This is a genomic window from Corynebacterium sp. HMSC055A01, assembly GCF_001809405.1.
Lineage (GTDB): Bacteria > Actinomycetota > Actinomycetes > Mycobacteriales > Mycobacteriaceae > Corynebacterium > Corynebacterium hesseae.
Genome location: NZ_KV797598.1, coordinates 53,338 through 71,129 on the forward strand (window position 1 = coordinate 53,338; position 17,792 = coordinate 71,129).

General features: G+C 61.4%; 14 protein-coding genes. 6 read left to right on the forward strand and 8 right to left on the reverse strand.

Annotated features, from left to right (window positions below; translation table 11 throughout):
• Nucleotides 1-30: 30 nt before the first annotated feature.
• Genes HMPREF2604_RS12750 through HMPREF2604_RS12765 form a run of 4 tightly spaced genes read left to right on the forward strand, consistent with a single transcriptional unit; the run spans nt 31 to nt 3,692 of the window.
• On the forward strand, nt 31-1,299 hold the full coding sequence (locus HMPREF2604_RS12750; protein ID WP_070565701.1) for an alpha-hydroxy acid oxidase: 1,269 nt from the start codon (nt 31-33) through the stop codon (nt 1,297-1,299).
• Nucleotides 1,300-1,326: 27 nt separating this feature from the next.
• Nucleotides 1,327-2,148, forward strand: a complete 822-nt coding sequence (locus tag HMPREF2604_RS12755) for a DNA-formamidopyrimidine glycosylase family protein (protein WP_070565702.1) — start codon at nt 1,327-1,329, stop codon at nt 2,146-2,148.
• 10 nt (nt 2,149-2,158) lie between these two features.
• Entirely contained in the window at nt 2,159-2,572 is a 414-nt protein-coding gene (locus HMPREF2604_RS12760; RefSeq protein ID WP_049155174.1) for a YccF domain-containing protein, read from the forward strand.
• Nucleotides 2,573-2,624: 52 nt separating this feature from the next.
• A complete protein-coding gene (locus HMPREF2604_RS12765; RefSeq protein WP_070520636.1) occupies nt 2,625-3,692 on the forward strand; it encodes an HNH endonuclease signature motif containing protein in 1,068 nt (355 codons plus the stop codon).
• Nucleotides 3,693-3,852: 160 nt separating this feature from the next.
• Here HMPREF2604_RS12765 and pgi read toward each other — a convergent pair whose 3' ends face one another.
• The 3 genes from pgi to HMPREF2604_RS12780 form a co-directional block, all read right to left on the reverse strand.
• Nucleotides 3,853-5,487 (reverse strand): glucose-6-phosphate isomerase, encoded by a 1,635-nt coding sequence (gene pgi, locus HMPREF2604_RS12770; protein WP_070565704.1) that lies wholly within the window; start codon nt 5,485-5,487, stop codon nt 3,853-3,855.
• Between the two features lie 101 nt (nt 5,488-5,588).
• Nucleotides 5,589-6,491, reverse strand: coding sequence for a chymotrypsin family serine protease (locus tag HMPREF2604_RS12775; RefSeq protein WP_070565705.1), 903 nt, complete (start codon nt 6,489-6,491; stop codon nt 5,589-5,591).
• 68 nt (nt 6,492-6,559) lie between these two features.
• Nucleotides 6,560-6,922, reverse strand: coding sequence for a chorismate mutase (locus tag HMPREF2604_RS12780; protein ID WP_070520647.1), 363 nt, complete (start codon nt 6,920-6,922; stop codon nt 6,560-6,562).
• Between the two features lie 121 nt (nt 6,923-7,043).
• Here HMPREF2604_RS12780 and pcrA point away from each other — a divergent pair, with 121 nt between their 5' ends.
• Nucleotides 7,044-9,569 (forward strand): DNA helicase PcrA, encoded by a 2,526-nt coding sequence (pcrA, locus tag HMPREF2604_RS12785; protein WP_070565706.1) that lies wholly within the window; start codon nt 7,044-7,046, stop codon nt 9,567-9,569.
• A 4-nt stretch (nt 9,570-9,573) separates the two neighbouring features.
• On the opposite strand, the gene HMPREF2604_RS12790 is transcribed toward pcrA, so the two are convergent.
• The 5 genes from HMPREF2604_RS12790 to HMPREF2604_RS12810 form a co-directional block, all read right to left on the reverse strand.
• Nucleotides 9,574-10,329: a M23 family metallopeptidase gene (locus HMPREF2604_RS12790; protein ID WP_070565707.1), complete on the reverse strand. Its 756-nt coding sequence runs from the start codon at nt 10,327-10,329 to the stop codon at nt 9,574-9,576.
• 386 nt (nt 10,330-10,715) lie between these two features.
• Nucleotides 10,716-13,412 carry an FtsX-like permease family protein gene (locus tag HMPREF2604_RS12795; RefSeq protein ID WP_070565709.1) on the reverse strand — a complete coding sequence of 899 codons (2,697 nt, stop codon included), beginning with the start codon at nt 13,410-13,412 and terminating at the stop codon, nt 10,716-10,718.
• A gap of 1 nt (nt 13,413) precedes the next feature.
• The gene (locus tag HMPREF2604_RS12800) at nt 13,414-14,130 is read right to left on the reverse strand and encodes an ABC transporter ATP-binding protein (RefSeq protein ID WP_070520666.1); all 717 of its coding nucleotides are present in this window, start codon (nt 14,128-14,130) and stop codon (nt 13,414-13,416) included.
• Nucleotides 14,127-14,678 (reverse strand): PadR family transcriptional regulator, encoded by a 552-nt coding sequence (locus tag HMPREF2604_RS14145; protein WP_158011580.1) that lies wholly within the window; start codon nt 14,676-14,678, stop codon nt 14,127-14,129. Before HMPREF2604_RS14145 ends, HMPREF2604_RS12800 begins: the two co-directional genes overlap by 4 nt.
• A 252-nt stretch (nt 14,679-14,930) precedes the next feature.
• Entirely contained in the window at nt 14,931-15,683 is a 753-nt protein-coding gene (locus HMPREF2604_RS12810; RefSeq protein ID WP_070520676.1) for a M23 family metallopeptidase, read from the reverse strand.
• Nucleotides 15,684-16,031: 348 nt separating this feature from the next.
• On the opposite strand from HMPREF2604_RS12810, the gene HMPREF2604_RS12815 reads away from it, so the two are divergent.
• On the forward strand, nt 16,032-17,762 hold the full coding sequence (locus HMPREF2604_RS12815; RefSeq protein WP_070565711.1) for a cell division protein PerM: 1,731 nt from the start codon (nt 16,032-16,034) through the stop codon (nt 17,760-17,762).
• The last annotated feature ends 30 nt before the right edge of the window (nt 17,763-17,792 follow it).

The following is a 17,792-nucleotide window of genomic DNA, read 5'->3' on the forward strand; positions in this document are numbered from 1 at the left end:
ATAGCCCAATAGAAAAGGAGTCTAGTTTCCATGCGGCTGAAGCGCCAACTGCCCAACGTGTCCGAGCTCAAGAACCTCATGCGGTTCGAAGCACCCAACCTCGACCGCCGGGCAGCACGCCTGGCAGAGGCCGCTGATGTGTGGGATCTGCGCAAGATTGCCAAGCGCCGCACCCCGAAGGCGGCCTTTGACTACGTCGATGGCGCCGCCCGCGATGAGGTCAGCTACCGCGAATCCCGCGATTTCTTCCGCGACGTTCGCCTCATGCCCAACGTGCTCAACGGCGCGAACGACATCTCCTTGAGCACTGAGATCGCCGGCGAGCTCGCGGCCCTGCCTTTCGGCATCGCGCCGACCGGCTTTACCCGCTTCATGCATGCCGAAGGCGAGGACGCCGGTTCCCAAGCCGCCCGCGACGCAGGCATCCCGTTTACGCTCTCCACGATGGGCACGCGCTCGGTGGAGGAGGTCGCGGCCTCGCAAGGCACTAGCGGGCGCCGCTGGTTCCAGCTCTACCTGTGGAAGGATCACTCCGCCTGCCAAGAACTCATCGAGCGTGCTGCCGCCAACGGCTATGACACCCTGGTGGTCACCGTGGATACGCCCGTGGCCGGCCAGCGTCTGCGCGATACCCGCAACGGCATGCGCATCCCGCCGCGCCTGACTGCCGGCACCGTCTTCGACGCCGCGTGGCGCCCGGAGTGGTGGTTCAACTTCCTCACCACGGACCCCGTCACCTTCGCGTCGTTGACCTCGACCACCGGCACCCTGGGCGAGCTGGTCAACACCATGTTTGACCCAGGCCTCAACTTCGAGGACCTCGCGTGGATTCGCAAGCAGTGGAAGGGCACGCTCTTCGTCAAGGGAATCGTCAACCCCGAAGACGCACGCAAGGTCATCGACCTTGGCGCCGACGGCATCGTGGTCTCCTCCCACGGCGGGCGCCAGCTCGACCGCGTGGTCAACACCCTCCAGGCTCTTGAGGCCGTGCGCGCAGAGGTGGGCCCAGACGTGGAGATAATCTACGACTCCGGCATCATGTCCGGCGTCGACATCGCCATTGCGCTGGCTCTGGGGGCGGACTTCGTCCTTATCGGCCGCGCCTACCTCTACGGGCTGATGGCCGGCGGCAAGGAAGGCGTGGACCGCGTCATTGAGCTGTTGGCGGAAGAGTTCAAGAACACCCTCCAGCTGCTCGGCGTGAAGAAGATCGAAGACCTGTCCCGCCAGCACGTGGTCACCCCGTGGGAGCCGGGTGCGTTGGCATTCGGTGCGGGAAAGGATGCGCCGGTAGAGTAGGCACCCGTTTGGTGAGGAGGTTCTGCTGTGCCTGAGGGTGATTCAGTTCTGCAGCTGTCGAACCGGCTGCAGTTCATGGAAGGCCGGCGTGTGACCCATTCCTCCCTGCGCGTGCCGCGCTATGCCACCGTGCGCTTCGACGGGCTGGTGTGCGAGGAAGTCTGGCCTTATGGCAAGCACCTCTTCATGGATTTCGGCGGCGAGCTCATCCTGCATACCCACCTTAAGATGGAGGGCACGTGGGCCATCCACTATGCCGGGGACCGCTGGCGCAAGCCCGGGCACAGCGCGCGCGTGGTGCTGCAGATGGAGAATACCCCGCGCGATATTGAGTTGGTGGGGCATTGGCTAGGGCTGGTCGAGGTCTTTCCAGCCCGCGAGTTTGAGCAGCGCATGGCGCACCTGGGCCCAGACATCCTCGCGCCTGAGTGGTTAGACGGCGGCTTCGAGGAGGCCGTTCGCCGCATCGAGTCGCGCCCCGAGCGCAGCATCGGCGCGGCGCTCCTGGATCAGCGCAACGTGGCCGGCTTGGGCAACGAATACCGCGCCGAGATCTGCTTCCTGGCCGGCGTTCATCCAGCAACACCTGTAGCGCTTGTCGACGCCCCTCATATCCTCACCATCTCCCGTCGCCTCATCTGGGCCAACCGAGACTCGCCGGTACGTGTGACCACCGGCGTGAAAAGGGCAGGGGAGACCACCTATGTCTTCGGACGCAACCGTCAGCGCTGCCGACGCTGCGGCACGCTGATTGAAAAGTCCACGCTGGGTGGCGTGGACGCCGGCGGTGACGAAGGAGAGTTGGAGCGCGTCATCTGGTGGTGTCCGCATTGCCAGCCGCGTCGCTAGGCTGGGATGCATGAAGATCATTTTGAACATCATCTGGTTGGCAACTGGTGGCCTTGTCCTCGCACTGGGCTACTTTCTCCTAGGCATCCTGGCCTGCATCCCCGTCGTGACGATTCCTGCCGGTGTGGCCTCGATGCGTATGGCGAATTTCGCGCTGTGGCCTTTCGGGCGCTCCGTCATTCAACCGGTCAAAGGTACCGGTGGCATGTCTCGGTTCTCTAACGTTGTCTGGTTCCTTGTCGCTGGCCTGTGGTTGGCTATTGGCCACGTCACCACTGCAGCGGCGCAGGCCGTGACCATTGTGGGCATCCCGGTGGCTCTGGCCAACCTGAAGATGATCCCGGTGACCTGCTTCCCGTTCGGCCGCAAGATCGTGGACTCTGACCACATCCCCTTTGGCTGGGAATCGATGATTAAGCTCTAACGAGTATCTCTCCGGTTGCGGGGTTGCCTGGGGTGCCTTAGGGTTCTGAGTCATGGGGGATTTAGAAACCTACTTCTCCTACCGCAACTCGGGGATCACACTGGTGAAGCAAGCGGTAGGAGGCGAGAAGCGATTACGCGCACTCGGCGCTTCATCAGCTGACGCCGTCGAACTGGCGCGCTTAAACTACATCTACTTCGGCGCCACCAAGTTCACGGGTAAGCAACGCACGGCCCGCAGCCGAGCTTTAGAACAAGGCCATGACCTGGCCACGCTGAGCCTCATCGAGGCCTACACGAAGAAGCTGCAGAATCAGCTTCATGTGTGGAACCTGCGTGTAAAGCTCGCCGGCACGCCCGCCCACAGCATTCCCGCCGTGGCGGCAAAGCGCTTAAAGGAGCTCAAGCCCAAACGTATTCCCACGCCTGGGGTGCGCATGACCTACCGTGCTGATGGGCCGCACTCGCTGACCATTACTGATGACCCTCTGACTGTCACCGAGATGCGCGGCGTGCTGGAATCCATCAACCAGAGCAATCTGCTGGAAGCAGCCAACCACGTCTTCTTCAATAAATCCCACGGCGGAACCAAACCTGCTGTTCTCACCAGCGTGGTCGTCACCTTGGACAAGCTCGACAAAATTGTTAGCGGCGATGGTGATGACATCGTGCTTGAGCTAACTAATGGCGGCCGGATGACCGGCGCGGAGTTTCTGAACTACAAGTTCGCCGAGATCGGCTACGTAACCCTCATCCACCCCACGATCGGGCCGGTGTGGCTGCACCGGATGAAGCGTTTAGCCGGGTTTGAGCAGCGCATGATGGCCAGCGCCGAGCATCCCACCTGTGCCAGGAAGGGATGTAATAAACCTGCTGATTATGCCCAGGTGCATCACCTAGTGCCGTGGAAAGCAGGAGGTACCACCGATCCACCGAATCTGACAATGTTGTGTGCCTATCACAACGGCGTTAATGATGACGACCCAGAGAAACCAACAGGTGCTGGCTACGTGTTTAGGATTCGCGGCGGTGTGGACTACATCCCGCCCTGGGGAGAACCAATCACCGCTCAAGTGGCATATCAAGCCGCGCAACGCGGACTCGGACCGCCCGGCGGGTAAACCGCCACGCGGGCGAGCCCACAGGGTCCGCCCGACAAGTAAATCGTCACGCGGACGCCCACAGGGCATCCGCGGCCTTGGCGATCCCGCACGTCGATTGCCCGTTGAAAACGGGTGAACCCCCGACCGTTCGGCCGGGGGGGACGTCGCCAAGCAGTGCTTAGCGGTGGTTGCGGTACCAACCGATCAGAGCATCGGTCGAGCCGTCGCCGGATGCGGCCTCCTCCTTGCCGGAGACTGCCGGTGCCAGGTCATTGGCCTGCTGCTTGCCCAGCTCCACGCCCCACTGGTCGAAGGAGTTGATGTCCCAAATGATGCCCTGGGTGAAGACGATGTGTTCGTAGAGTGCGATGAGCGCGCCGAGGGCCTGCGGGGTGAGCTCCTCCGCCAGGATCGTGGTGGACGGGCGGTTGCCCGGCATTACCTTGTGCGGGACCACAACCGGGTCCACGCCCTCGGCGGCAATCTCTTCCGCCGTCTTACCAAAAGCCAGCACCTTGGTCTGCGCGAAGAAGTTACCCATGAGCAGGTCATGCATCGAACCGGTGCCGTCCGCGGTGGGGAAGTCCTCCTTCGGGCGAGCAAAGCCGATGAAATCCGCCGGGATGAGGCGGGTGCCTTGGTGCATGAGCTGGAAGAAGGCGTGCTGGCCATTGGTGCCCGGCTCGCCCCAGTAAATCTCACCGGTGCCGGTGGTGACAGCGGTGCCGTCGCGGCGCACGGACTTGCCGTTGGACTCCATAGTCAGCTGCTGCAGGTAGGCCGGGAAGCGTCCGAGGTCCTCGGAGTAAGGCAGCACCGCGTGGGTCTGCGCGCCAAAGAAGTTGGAGTACCAAACGCCGAGCAGGCCCATGAGCACCGGCACGTTCTGCTCCAGAGGCGCAGTGCGGAAGTGCTCGTCCATGGCGTGGAAGCCCTCGAGGAAACGCATGAAGTCCAGCGGGCCGATGGTGCACATGAGCGACAGACCGATAGCGGAATCAACGGAGTAGCGGCCGCCCACCCAGTTCCAGAAGCCAAACATGTTCTGGGGGTCGATGCCGAACTCCGCGACCTTCTCCGCGTTGGTGGAAACGGCAACGAAGTGCTTGGCGACGGCCGACTCATCACCATCAAACTGCTCAATCAGCCAGCGGCGTGCGGCGTGAGCGTTGGCCAGGGTTTCCTGGGTGGTGAAGGTCTTGGAGGCCACGATGAAGAGGGTGGAGCCGGCGTCGAGGCCGTCGAGAGTCGCGGCGAGGTCCGCCGGGTCGACGTTAGAAACGAACTCCGCGCTGATACCCGCTACCTCGTAGGAACGCAGCGCCTTGGCAGCCATCGCGGGGCCCAAGTCGGAACCGCCGATGCCGATGTTGACGACTTTCTTGATGGTGTGGCCCGTATGCCCCAGCCACGCACCGGAGCGCAGCGCAGTGGCGAAGTCACGCATGCGGCCCAGAACCTCGTGGACGTCGGCGGCGACGTCTTGGCCGTCGACGCTCAAGTCCTTCTCCACAGGCAGGCGCAGCGCGGTGTGCAGCACAGCACGGTCCTCGGTGTTGTTGAGGTGCTCGCCGGTGAACATGGCGTCGCGGCGGCTCTCGACGTCCGCGGCGCGGGCAAGATCCACCAAAGCGGTGACGACTTCCTCATCGATGAGGTTCTTCGACAGGTCCACGTGCAGGCCCGCAGCATCGAAAGAAAAGTCTGCGGCGCGGGAAGCGGAGTTGGCAAAAAGCTCACGCAGGTTGAGGTCCTTCTTGCTCTCAAAAAGCGAGGTGAGCGCGGCCCACTGCGGCTGAGCGGTGATGTCCATTGCAAAAGCCTTTCTGGCAGGTAGCAGACATGAAACTTACTGTGTCCACCGTAGTCCAGAAATCTCTTCGGTGCCGAGACAGAAGGCTGCGCTGGGTTGAGCTAGGTGTAAAGCTTGAGGCCGAATTGCTTCATTGTGTTTGCGATCTCCATGGCGCCCGTCTCGGAGCCGGAGTAATCGTGATAGTCGCCAAAGGACACGACCCCTACTGCATATAGTTTGCCGTCGATGGAGGCGTAGACAGGACCACCGCTATCACCGGTATCGCTGTAACTGCCGAAGGTGAAAAGCCCTTGATCACCGAATCGGTCGATGAAAGGGTCGCAGGCAATGCCTGCTGTGGAACCGGCAAAGCACAACGTGGGCTTCTTTCGCGTGATTTCTTCCAAGCTCATCCATCCGGCTAAAGGCGCATTGAGCGCCGGTGAGGTAGATACTTCGGCGTCGGGGTTGGACACTTCGATCAGCGCAATGTCGGCCGAGTTGATGCTATCTGTGTTGGTGTTGCTGGCCTTCATTACCATCTGGCCTATCTCTACCTCGCTGCCGGAGCGATCTTCATAGTAGAAGCTGTCGCCCTTGTCCCCGCAGTGTCCGGCGGTAAGGATAAAGAGGCGCTGCCCATCGCCGGCGAAATGACCGGTAGAGCACCGGCCATCATTCGTGCGGTTATAGATGGCCGCACCTGGCGTCAATACTCCCACGTCCATGTAGTAGTCGGCTTTTAGTGCGTTGTACAAGTTATTGCGGGGCTCAAGCAGCTCTGCATGGGGGATTTCAGTGGAGTTAACCCAGAGCGCATCGCCGTCGAGGACCTCCTCGAAGCCTTGCGTTGTTCCGGATGCTCCGGAACCTTGTCTGCGTTCGGAGTCGCTGACGGAGGGATGGTCGAGTGGAGTAGCGGAATTTGAGGTCTCAGGTGAAGAAAAGCTGCCGCAGGCGGTCAAAACTAAGGCAGTGACAGCTGCGGTGAGAACTACAGCGGGGCGAGAGGACACATGCATGCTGAGAGCTTAAAACACCGCTAGTTCAGGTGCGCGTGCGTTGGGGATTAGTCCGAGTTGGTGCTAGATTAGCCGAGCTTGCCGCGCCCCAACCGCAGCAGGGCAGAGGCAATCGCGGGGCCTTCCTCGCCAAGCTCGTCGCGGAACTCATTGAGGATGGCAATTTCGCGGGTGTGTACCAAACGGGTACCACCCGAGCTCATGCGCGTCTTACCAATCGTGCGGGAAATATCGGTGCGGCGCTTAATAGCGTCGAGGATAACGCGGTCGAGGCGGTTGATCTCCTCGCGGTAGCGTTGGATTTCAGCATCGCTGAGCGGGTCATCCGTGCCCGAGGGCATGCGGATGTCGAGGCCGTTGTCCACGACGTTGGGGTCTTGGTGCTCGGGGGTTAAGCCCGAATCTGCGGTGTCAGGATGTGAAGCGCTCATGAGTGAAGATTGTGCCACCACGTTAAGACAAACGGGAATCGCGTGCCGTGACGTCGGTATTCGTCGATAAGAAGCGGCGTGGACGGCAATGTCCGGTGGTGCTAGTAGGTTGGAGAGCATTATGAACAACACTTCTCCGTTTAGGCCTCGTTCTTCGTCTGATCCTTCCGCCGACACCTCCGCCGGTGGCCTGTTTCCCGCGTCCGGGCACAACGCGGATGCCCCTTCCAGCCAGGGAAATGATCTTCTGCTGGAAGGTTTAAACCCGCAACAGGAGGAGGCCGTGACACATTCGGGCTCGCCGTTGCTCATTGTGGCCGGCGCGGGCTCGGGAAAGACCGCGGTGTTGACCCGTCGCATTGCCTATCTCATGCGCGAGCGTGGGGTAGCGCCGTGGCAGATCCTCGCCATTACCTTTACCAACAAGGCAGCCGCGGAGATGAAGGAGCGCGTCGGCCAGCTTGTCGGCCCCGTGGCGGAGCGGATGTGGGTGTCAACCTTCCACTCCATCTGCGTGCGCATCCTGCGCAACAATGCTCAGCTGGTGCCGGGGTTGAACACGAACTTCACCATTTATGACGGCGATGATGCGCGCCGGCTGCTCACCATGATTGCCAAAGACATGCAGCTGGACCTGAAGAAGTACTCTGCGCGTGTTTTGGCTAACCAGATCTCGAACCGCAAGAATGAGCTCATTTCCCCGGAGCGGGCCCGGGCGGAGGCAGAGCGGACGAAGAATCCTTTTGAGCTCACTGTGGCGAGCGTGTACGAGGAGTATCAGCGCCGCCTGCGCGCCGCGAACGCGGTGGATTTCGACGACCTCATCGGGGAAGTGGTGCGCATCTTTAACCAGCACCCACAGGTGGTGGAGTTTTATCGCCGCCGCTTTAAGCATGTGCTTATCGACGAATACCAGGACACCAACCACGCGCAGTACGCGCTCGTTTCGGCCTTGGTGGGCAGGGGCGAGCTGCCGCCGGATGCCCCGGAACTTTGTGTGGTGGGTGATTCTGATCAGTCGATCTATGCCTTCCGCGGAGCCACCATCAGGAATATCCAGGAGTTCGAGCGGGACTACCCGCAAGCGCACACGATTCTGCTTGAACAAAACTACCGTTCGACCCAGACCATCCTGAACGCGGCGAATGCGGTGATTGCGAAGAATGAGGGCCGCCGCGAGAAGAATCTGTGGACCGCCCACGGCGAAGGCGACAAGATCGTCGGGTATGTGGCGGATAACGAGCACGACGAGGCGCGGTATATCGCCTCGGAAATTGATTCCCTGGCGGATAAAGGCACGGCGTATTCCGATATTGCGGTGATGTACCGCACCAATAACGCCTCCCGCGCGTTGGAGGATATTTTCGTGCGCTCGGGCATCCCGTACAAGGTGGTCGGTGGCACGCGCTTCTACGAGCGTCGCGAGATCCGGGACGTGGTGGCTTATCTGCGCATCATGGATAATCCGGATGACACCGTGAGCCTGCGCCGCATCATCAACGTGCCTAAGCGCGCCATTGGTGACAAGGCGCAGGCGCAGATCGCGCTTCATGCGGAGAACCTTGGCGTTAGTTTTGGGGCGGCTCTCCGTGATGCGGCGGAAGGAAAGGTCGTAGGCCTTGGCACGCGGGCGGTCAATGCCGTCACCAAATTCAACGAGATGATGGAGGGCGTGCGCGCGCAGATTCCGGGCATGGTCAATGAGGTGACTAGCCAGCCGGATTTGGGGGAGTTGCTCAACGCGCTTCTGGACGCCACCGGTTACCGCGCGGAGCTTGAAAACTCCAATGACCCGCAGGATGGGGCACGCCTCGACAACCTCAACGAGTTGGTATCGGTGGCGCGCGAGTTCAGCTCTGAGGCGGCCAATGAGATGGCCTTCTTGGGTGCAGACGCAGAGGAGGCCCCGGAGCTATCGGAAGGCGAAGCCGCGCCGGGCTCGCTTCAAGCCTTCCTTGAAAAGGTCTCGCTCGTGGCGGATGCGGACCAGATTCCGGATCATGAGTCCGGAGTGGTCACGTTGATGACACTGCATACCGCAAAGGGCCTTGAGTTCCCCGTCGTTTTCCTCACCGGCTGGGAGGATGGCCAATTCCCACACATGCGCTCCCTGGGGGACCCGAAGGAGCTTAGTGAGGAGCGCCGCCTTGCTTACGTGGGCATTACGCGAGCTAGGGAGCAGCTCTACCTCACGCGCGCGATTCTCCGTTCGTCCTGGGGCAACCCGGTAACGAATCCGGCCAGTCGCTTCCTCGCCGAGGTCCCAGAAGACCTCATCGACTGGCGCCGTGAAGAACCAGACAGCTCGCTGTCCAGCGCGTGGGGTGGAGATGATTCCTACCAATACGGACGAACCTTCGGCTCAGATAGCGGGTTCTTCCGTTCTCGTGGGGGCGGCTATGGCTCGCGGGGCGCTGCGTCTTCCCCTTCGCAGCGCTCGCGCAAGCCGGCTCCGGCGACATCGATGCCGAAGAATAACCATCTCAATTTAGTTGTGGGGGACCGTGTCAACCACGCGAAATACGGGCTGGGCACGGTCATCGAAGCCTCCGGCACCGGCGCGCGGGCAACGGTCACCGTGGACTTCGGCTCAGCGGGCAAGGTCCGCCTCATGCTCATCGGCGGTGTGCCGATGGAAAAGCTTTAAAGCTTTAGATGAGGATGCCGCGCTCGCTGAACCAATCCACCGGATCAACAGCCGCGCCGCCGCCCGGGTGCACCTCGAAGTGCAGGTGTGGGCCGGTGGAGTGGCCCTCGTTGCCGATGACGGAGATCTGGTCGCCGGCCGAGACATGGTCACCGACGTTAACCAAGAGCTGATCACTGGGCATGTGACCGTAGACGGTGATGGTGCCGTCGTCGTGCTGGATGCGGATCCAGTTTCCGAAGCCCTGGGCTGCGCCGGAGGAGATGACCTCTCCATCCATGACGGCGTAGATAGGCGTGCCGATTGGGTTCGCCACGTCGATGCCGTTGTGGAAGGAACCCCAACGCGGGCCAAAGCCAGAGGTAAAGGTTCCGGAGGTCGGAAAGACCACGGTATTACCGTTGGCATCCTGGCCGCGCGTAGGAGTGAGGCCGGAGTGATCGCCCTGCGGGGCGAAGGCCTCGGCGAGACCAGGAATGCTGGAGGGATCGAGGACGATATCGAAGCCGTCCTGCGTGGAGTTGATCTCCGGGGTGGAGGCCCCGTTGAGGGCTCCGGCCGTGGACACGATTAGCCCGGAGAATGCTTTGAAGAGGTCGGCCTTGGAGTCTTCCTTGACTTCGATGTCGCCGGCGGTAGGGCCCTGGGAGGACCCGTCGGAGACATCCACGCTTGCTGCCGGTTCGGCGGCGAACGCTGGGGTCGTCACGGTAGCGGTGGTGACCGCCACGGCGGCGAGTGCGCTGAGCGTGCGCTTCATAACTTCACGTCCTTAAGTCCTGCTGTGGCTCGCTTCCGCCGACGAAGGCGGCAGGAAGCCTGTGAGCGATAGGGCGCGGCCATAACAGTCGCGATGCGCCTTGAAGCCTGCGACACGCCGGTGCGGTTTCGGCCGTGTGCTGAGCTTCCGTGGCAACGAGATACAAACTATCCCGTGCTATCACCCTGCGCAATGCGCAAAAATGCAGGTAAATACAGGAATTGTTCGAAAAACTATCGAACAGCCCAGCGTGTTACGTGTGTGAAAGAAGTGAAAATTGTTACAGGGGTAAAGTGAAGGTTTAAAGAATGGGGGTAGGGGTTGGGGGTGTGAAAAGAGTTGTTCCCCGGCCGAAGGCTCGGTCGGGGAACGGTGGGCCACGAAGGCTAGGTCAACGAACGCGACTCGCTGCGATCCCGTGCGGTGAGCGGGGCTGTCTTATCGCTGCGATTGACCGCGGCCGCTATAGCGGCGGCTATGAGCGGCACAACAAGCACGGCGAGGAACTGCCACCAATCCGGGGTGAAGTAGTCCTGCGGGCGCAGGCCATGTGGGGGTTCAGAGAAGGTGAAGGCGGACCTATCAGTGAAGAGGAACGTGCCAAGGTGTCCCGCGATCACTCCGAAGAGCATGCTTGCGGTGGCCACTATCCAGGTTTGCCACGCGGCTACCTTGGACATCAGCGAGGGGTGCGCGCCAATCGACTGCAGCACGGTGCTTTCATGGCGCATGGTGTTAGCCGCATTGGCGATGATGAGCGCGAGCACGATGAGGCAGATGATTCCCATTCCTAGGCCGAGGTAGTAGCGGAAGCTCTCGGGGGAGGAGACACCGAACTCCAGTGAGTATCGCGACTGCGAAGCGCTCGCTGTTAGGTCTCGCAGCTCCTCTCGCTCTGCTTCGCTCGGCGCCTCATCCAACGCCAGGGCCTGGCCTACGTAGAAGGGCTTCATGTTCAGCTTTTGAGCGGCCTGCTGGCTAATCAGGACCACGTCACGATCCACGGTAGGCAAGGCCTCAACAACTGGCAGATCGGCGTTGTGGGCTCCGCTTGGCTCTTGACTGTCGACGCGGTTATACGTCTTTACGGTTACCGTGCCGTGTGTCTTGTCCCCGACGTGGCTGCTGTGGGGGAGCACGATGCCGCCGGCCTCCAATGTTTGTGCCGCCGCACGTCGATCCTCTTCCGAGTCGAACTGCCACAGCTCGAGCTGCGAGGAATCAGCTTGGATCATCCTGCTTTGATAGATCAACGGGCTATAAGGGAAGGTCGTCATCAATTCGTGCGCGCACTCTTGACGGGCCTCTTCGGACTCATCGGTGCGCCGCCCTTGGTTGTCCACGAAGACTGCCCTCTCAACTGGTTTGCTGAGATCGACCTGTTCGCACTGGTAGTCAAATTCGGTGCTGAGCTCATAGAATTCACCATCGTCAGGAAGGCTAAAAGACGTGGTCCACGAGGGGAAAGCATAGAAGGAGTGTGTGCGAGCACCGGTAGCCTGCTGGATGGCCTCTACCGCTGCGCGTTCTTCCGGCGTGGACACCTGCGTTGGTTGGTCAAACGTTGTCTCCTCAATCAGCGCTGTGGTCTCCGGCATCACAAGCGCTTCTTCGGCTACGCTCTTTGCGCTATCGGTCATGACGCCCACACCAAACAGGGAGGCTGTGAAGGAGACCGATACGAGAGCAATGGATGTCGGCAAGGCATGCATGCTGCGCCGGGTCAGGCCACGCCCGGCAAGGCGCAACGCGAGCGGGCCTCGGCGAGACAACAGGGAGCACAGGAAGACCAAGGCCGGGGCAGACGCGGCAACCGCGATGACTCCGAAGAGAGCCAGCACCGTGGGGATGTACTCTCCCCAGGGGGTGAAGCTGAATAACACGAGGAGAAGCAGGAATGCAGGGCCGATGGCCATCCACTTCCTAAAGCGCAGCAGGCGGTCGGGAGCGGCTCCCTGGATTGCAGCGGAGAGGGCACCACGTTGTGCCAACCATGCGGGAACGATGGAGACAATGACACAGCCTGCCACCGCCACGAGCCACGCGAGAGCAATCGCTAGGAAGGGCAGGCGTGCAGCAAAGTCCGGATAGCGGGCTGTCCACCACACCCACGAGACCGTGAGGCCAACGATCACACCGATGGTGGCGCCGATTAGTCCCATCAGCAGGCCATAGGCCATCACTGCGAACATGATGTGGCGCGGCAGCGCGCCCTGGCTCGACATCAGCGCGTACAGGCGCGTATTGCGTCCGGTAGCCAGCGTGAAGACGGGCGCGAGAAGGAAAAGGATGAGCAATCCGGCGATGGCGTAGAGGCCGAAGAAGAAAAGCACGAAAAGAATGCTGCTCAGGATTCCACCAAAGGAATCCGACTCAGAATCGGGTCGGTCCGTATCTCGCAGCTCCGGTGCCCAGATTTCCAGCCCAGCTTCATGGGCGCGGTCGGCGTCCTCTTTGGTCAGCGGCGTGTCACCCACGATGACCCAGGATGTGCGTATCTGAAAGGACGGGTCGCCGTGAGCGTCATTGAGGGTGGGGGAGGTGACAAAGTCATAGTTTTCGGGAGCAATGGCCGCGACTGTGGCTTGGCGATCGCCGCTGAGGGCGTTGGTGCGCACGGTGATGACGTCTCCGACGGAGGCGTCGATCTTGCGTGCGGTCGAACGCGACAGAACTGCCTGGTTGGGGCCAAGGTTGAACTTATCGACGGCCTCCTGTGCCGGTTCCGGCGGATTCTCTGTGTCGAACTGATCTACCCAGGAGTTGGTTGACTTCCCATTATGGATAAGTGACGTGCTAGAAAAAGTGGTGACCGGGCTGACGCTGAGGCCTTTTGGCAGCACCTGGGCGGCCAGGCGGGGAACGTCTTCGTTGGCAATGTCCTGACGCTCGTTGCTCACCTGAAGGGACCGATCGGGCGAGCTCAAGGCTGCGGAGAGCCGTCCGGAGGAATTATCAAAGAGCGCAATTCCGATGACTAGGGCCACCGGCAAGGCAATGAGCATCACGGCGGCCAGAGTGCGCCATGGATGAAGCTTGAGATCACGCCTCGTCGGGCGGGTAGCGGCATTAATGCCGGACATATTAGCGCACCTCCTCGCCGGTGAGGCGCCCGTCGCGAACCATAACGACGCGGTCGGCCCAGCCCGCGAAACGCGGCTCGTGGGTGACCAGAATGCCGGAAGCACCGGCGTCGATACGCGCGCGTAGAACCTTCATGATCTCCTCGCCCGTCGAGGTATCCAAGGCACCGGTGGGCTCATCCGCGAGCAGAACTTTGCGCGGTCCAATGAGCGCGCGGGCAATCGCCACGCGCTGGGCCTGACCACCGGAGATTTCCTCGGGGAAGCGGTCAATGGTGCCGTCGAGGCCGACCTCGCTCAGCGCTTCCTCTGCTGCCTCACGGCACTGCGCAGGCGATAGGCCATCGAGTTCAAGGGGAAGGGAAACGTTTTCACCAACGGTCAGGGAAGAAACCAGGTTGAAGTGCTGAAACACGAGGCCCAAGTGGCGGCGTCGGGCAATTGCGGCCTTGGCTTTGGAGAGCTGGGAGGCATCGGCGCCGTCGAGAAGCACGCGTCCCGATGTCGGCGGTTGCAACAGTCCTGCGACGTTGAGCAGGGTGGATTTGCCGGAGCCGGAGGGGCCCATGACGGCTACCAACTCGCCCGGTTGTAGCTGCAGGTTGACGGAATCCAGCGCGGTGACCTGGCGAGCGCCGCTGCCGAAGATACAGGTGATGTTTTCGAGTTCGAGCGGGAAAGGAATGTGCTGGGTGGTGGGCACGGAGTCGGGGGTCATCGCGGTTCCTCCTCGGCGGCGGTGGGGGTGGTCGGGTTGGTCAGAGATTCCACGCGGTCGAGCCAACGTGAGAGAGATTCCAAGTCGAAGATTTGGCGCTCCACGGCCAAGCGCTGGGCGCTGCGCTCCGCGGGCAATTCCGAGGCTCGGCGGTTGAGTTCGCGGAGCTGGCGAACGGTGGCGAAACGCTGGGCGTCAAGGACGGCGATAACGTCGACGTCGGAGCGCCGAGCGGCAAGGGACACTTTGAGCACGAGCTCATCGCGCTCGATGGCGTCACTGTGCAAGGTGGACTTCCACCATTGCGAGAGCTCTGCGCGCCCGTCAGGGGTGATGGCGTAGCTGGTGGCGCGGCGCCCAGTGGGGCCGGTGAGCTCGCCGTCGGTGGTTATGAGCCCATCGCGCTCTAGGCGGCTTAAGGTTTGGGCTACTTGGCCCATGTTGAGCGGCCAGAGGTTGTCGAAGGTCTCCGCAAAGCGGGTCTTGATGTGGCTGGCTGTGGAAGGTTGATCACTGAGCAGCGCGAGAACGGAGTGTTTGACGGACATGGTCACCTCCTGCGCGGAGGACAAGGGGAGGATTAGTTAGGTGCATACCCGGTAAGTTACCGGGTAACTATCGGCTTGGCAAGAGGGTCCGGAACGGAGAGTGGTGTTTACCCCCGCCCGGTGTCCCGCGAGGTGGCGCGCGACCCTACGCGCCTGACCATCGGTGAGTGGGGTGAAATACGCAAAAGACGGCATAGAGCAGATTCGCTCTATGCCGCCTACGTGGTGTTGGAAGGTTTGGTCGCGTGAGTTTTAAGCGACGTCGATGCCGCGCTCTGCGAGCCACGGAACCGGGTCCACGGCACCTTCACCGGTGGGGTGAATTTCGAAGTGCAGGTGGGAGCCAGTAGAGAAGCCGAGAGAACCCATGCCGGCGATCTTCTGGCCAGCGTGGACGCGCTCGCCAACAGCGACGTCAAGGGTCTGCATGTGGCCGTAAACGCTCATGGAGCCGTCATCGTGCTTGATGCGGATCCACTGGCCGTAGCCGGAAGCCGGGCCGGAATCGATGACGGTTCCATCCATAACGGAAAGGATCGGGGTGCCCACGGCATTAGCGATGTCGATGCCGGAGTGGAAGGAGCCCCAGCGGGGGCCGAAGCCCGAGGTGAAGGTACCTTCTGCCGGGCGGGCTACGGAAGGCGCGCGGTTTGCCTCATCGGCGGCGGCGCGGGCATCAGCGGCCTGAATGGCCTTATCCAGCTGCGTGGACAGGTCAGCGACCGGCTTGGTTTCCGCGATGGAGAGGATCTGCGGTGCTGCGTCCTCAACGGCGGCCTGTGCGTCCTTGAGCGGATCGGTGTCTGCCTGCAAGGTGTAATCGATGGACTGCGCCTTGGTCTCGCCGGTGCCGGCGGATTGAATGGTGCCTGCTGCCGCACCGCCAACGCCTGCGGTAGACACGGCACCAGCCGCGATGGTCATAACCGCCAGACGCCCCTTCGCGGTCTGCGAGGTGGTGATTTTGCGGTGGCGACCTGCGCTTCGCTGAGTCTTGCTTCGCATGAACTCTTCTTCCGTCTTAATTCACTATCGTCCAACCAAAATAATCGTTACGTCTAAATCTGGTTGGTTATCCGATTGTGACCTTCCTGTTACCAACGAGATGTAACAGTAGCGTCTCGACGGGCACAGAGCAACCCGGATTGCAGTTTTTCTTCTGAATATGCCGAAAGATTTCTATGTCATGATACGACAGCTGTTTCCTGTGAATGAAGTGAAGCTATGGTCAGGGAACCGGGCAGTCAGCGCAGAGGACGCAAGTAAAGGAGTCCCGCAGAGTTGTTGATTCGGGGGTGTATCGGATCAATCGGATCGGATATCGACGTGCCACCCCCGGTGGGGGAGGCGCGCGTGGCAAAGTGGACGCCGATGAATAAGAACACGAGTCCCCAGTCCAGGACGTCAGCTCGCCCCCGCGCGCATGTGCGTGGTCGCGGTGATAGCGCCGAGCACTCTGAGCGAGGCTACCGGCGAGATCGCCGGGCTCCTGCAGAGCGCATCAAGGGAATTGAATCGGATAAGGCTCGCGCTCGTCGCGCGCAGGCCCCGACGACGCTGCGCGGGCGTATTCGCCGCATGCTTATCGTCGTCGGTGTCCCGCACCTCGTCGTGGTTCTGGGCATCTTCGTGGTCGCTATCGCCGCGCTCCTTCTTACCAGCTCTCCCTTTGCGTGGCTGAACACCATCGTGGGGGAGGCGTGGATGGTGTTTAATCTGGCTCCAATCCGGGCTGGCGGGATTGATATCGGTGTCCTACCTGTTCTTCCGGCCGCGTTCTTGGCCTGGTTAGTAGGCCGCCGCGTTCGAGCGGCGGTTAAGGACAAGGTGAGTATTAATGACTTGCTTGTCCTGAGCTGTTGTGTGCTGGCGGTGCCGGTGGTTCTGACCATTATCGCGTGGCTGATGCTCTGGGATGCCGGAAAGGTTTATGACGTCTCTCCTCCGGAGTTGTATCGCGTTGTGCCCCGCATGCTCCTTCTGCATGCTGCTGCTCTCATCGGAGGCATGGGCCCGCGCTTGTGGAAGGCCTTGGCTAAGCGCAGCGGGGTTCCCCGCGTATTTGTCGACGCCGCTCAAATCGGCCTGAGCTACCTTGGCTACCTTGGCGCCGCAGGGCTGGTTCTCGTTGTGATTATGTGGGGGTGTGGCTGGTCGCGCCAGGCTGAGATGCTCGCTAGCTATCCGGTTCTCACAGCGATGGGGACCGTGGGGCTTTTCCTGCTAAGTATTCTGTATCTCCCGAATGCCGCTGTTGCTGCGGGGGCGGTGCTGAGCGGTTCGGAGCTGCACATTGGGGAAGGCACCAGCGTGAGTCTGTTCAGCGGCCACGTAGTTCCACTCCCGCCGCTGCCGTTGGCCGCAGCTGTTCCTCCTTCAATCAGCTCGTGGTTCGCGGTTTTCTTGGTTGTTCCAGTACTCGCTGCGGTGGCGGCGTTTTATCGTCGCCGAGCGCTGGTGTCTTTCCACGTAGCGCTTGTTGCAACCATCACTGTTGCTGTGTCCTCTCTCGTGGCGTACTACGCCGTGTCCGGCGCGCTAGGCGTGTACGGCTACACCGGGCCCGAACTCTGGACTGCGGTGGGCTTGAGCTCCCTGTGGTGCCTCGTCGTGGGGTGTGCATTTGCGACGTCTCAGGCGGTGTCCGCATGGCGCGCTCGCCGCGCTACCGTCCCGGCTGCTGAGGCAGAAGCCCCCGCGGCCGCCGAGGAGGCAACGACAGACTCCACCGACACTGCTCAGCCGGAGCAGGATTCTGCAGTGCTTGGCGACGCCACCGCTGCCGAAGCGGAAGAAGCAGAGACTGACGCGGAGGAATCCAACCCCGACGAAGAAAGCGAAGCCGAGGCCGACGCTGAGGACGAAATAGAGGACGAGCAAGAGGGCCAGACTAAGGAGCAAGCTGAGGCACCAGTTGAGGAACAGGCCGAAAGCCAGACCGAAACCGACGTAATTGACGCAGAAGTCGTGGACGTAGAAAGTGCCGAAACCGAGGCTGAAACCGATGAGACCGCTGAAGCCACGGGGAAGCTCGACACAGACGCAGAGGAACACCAAGAAGCTGAAGGCCCCACAAAAGAGTAAAAATTCCGCGGTTCACGGCGGTAGCGGCTA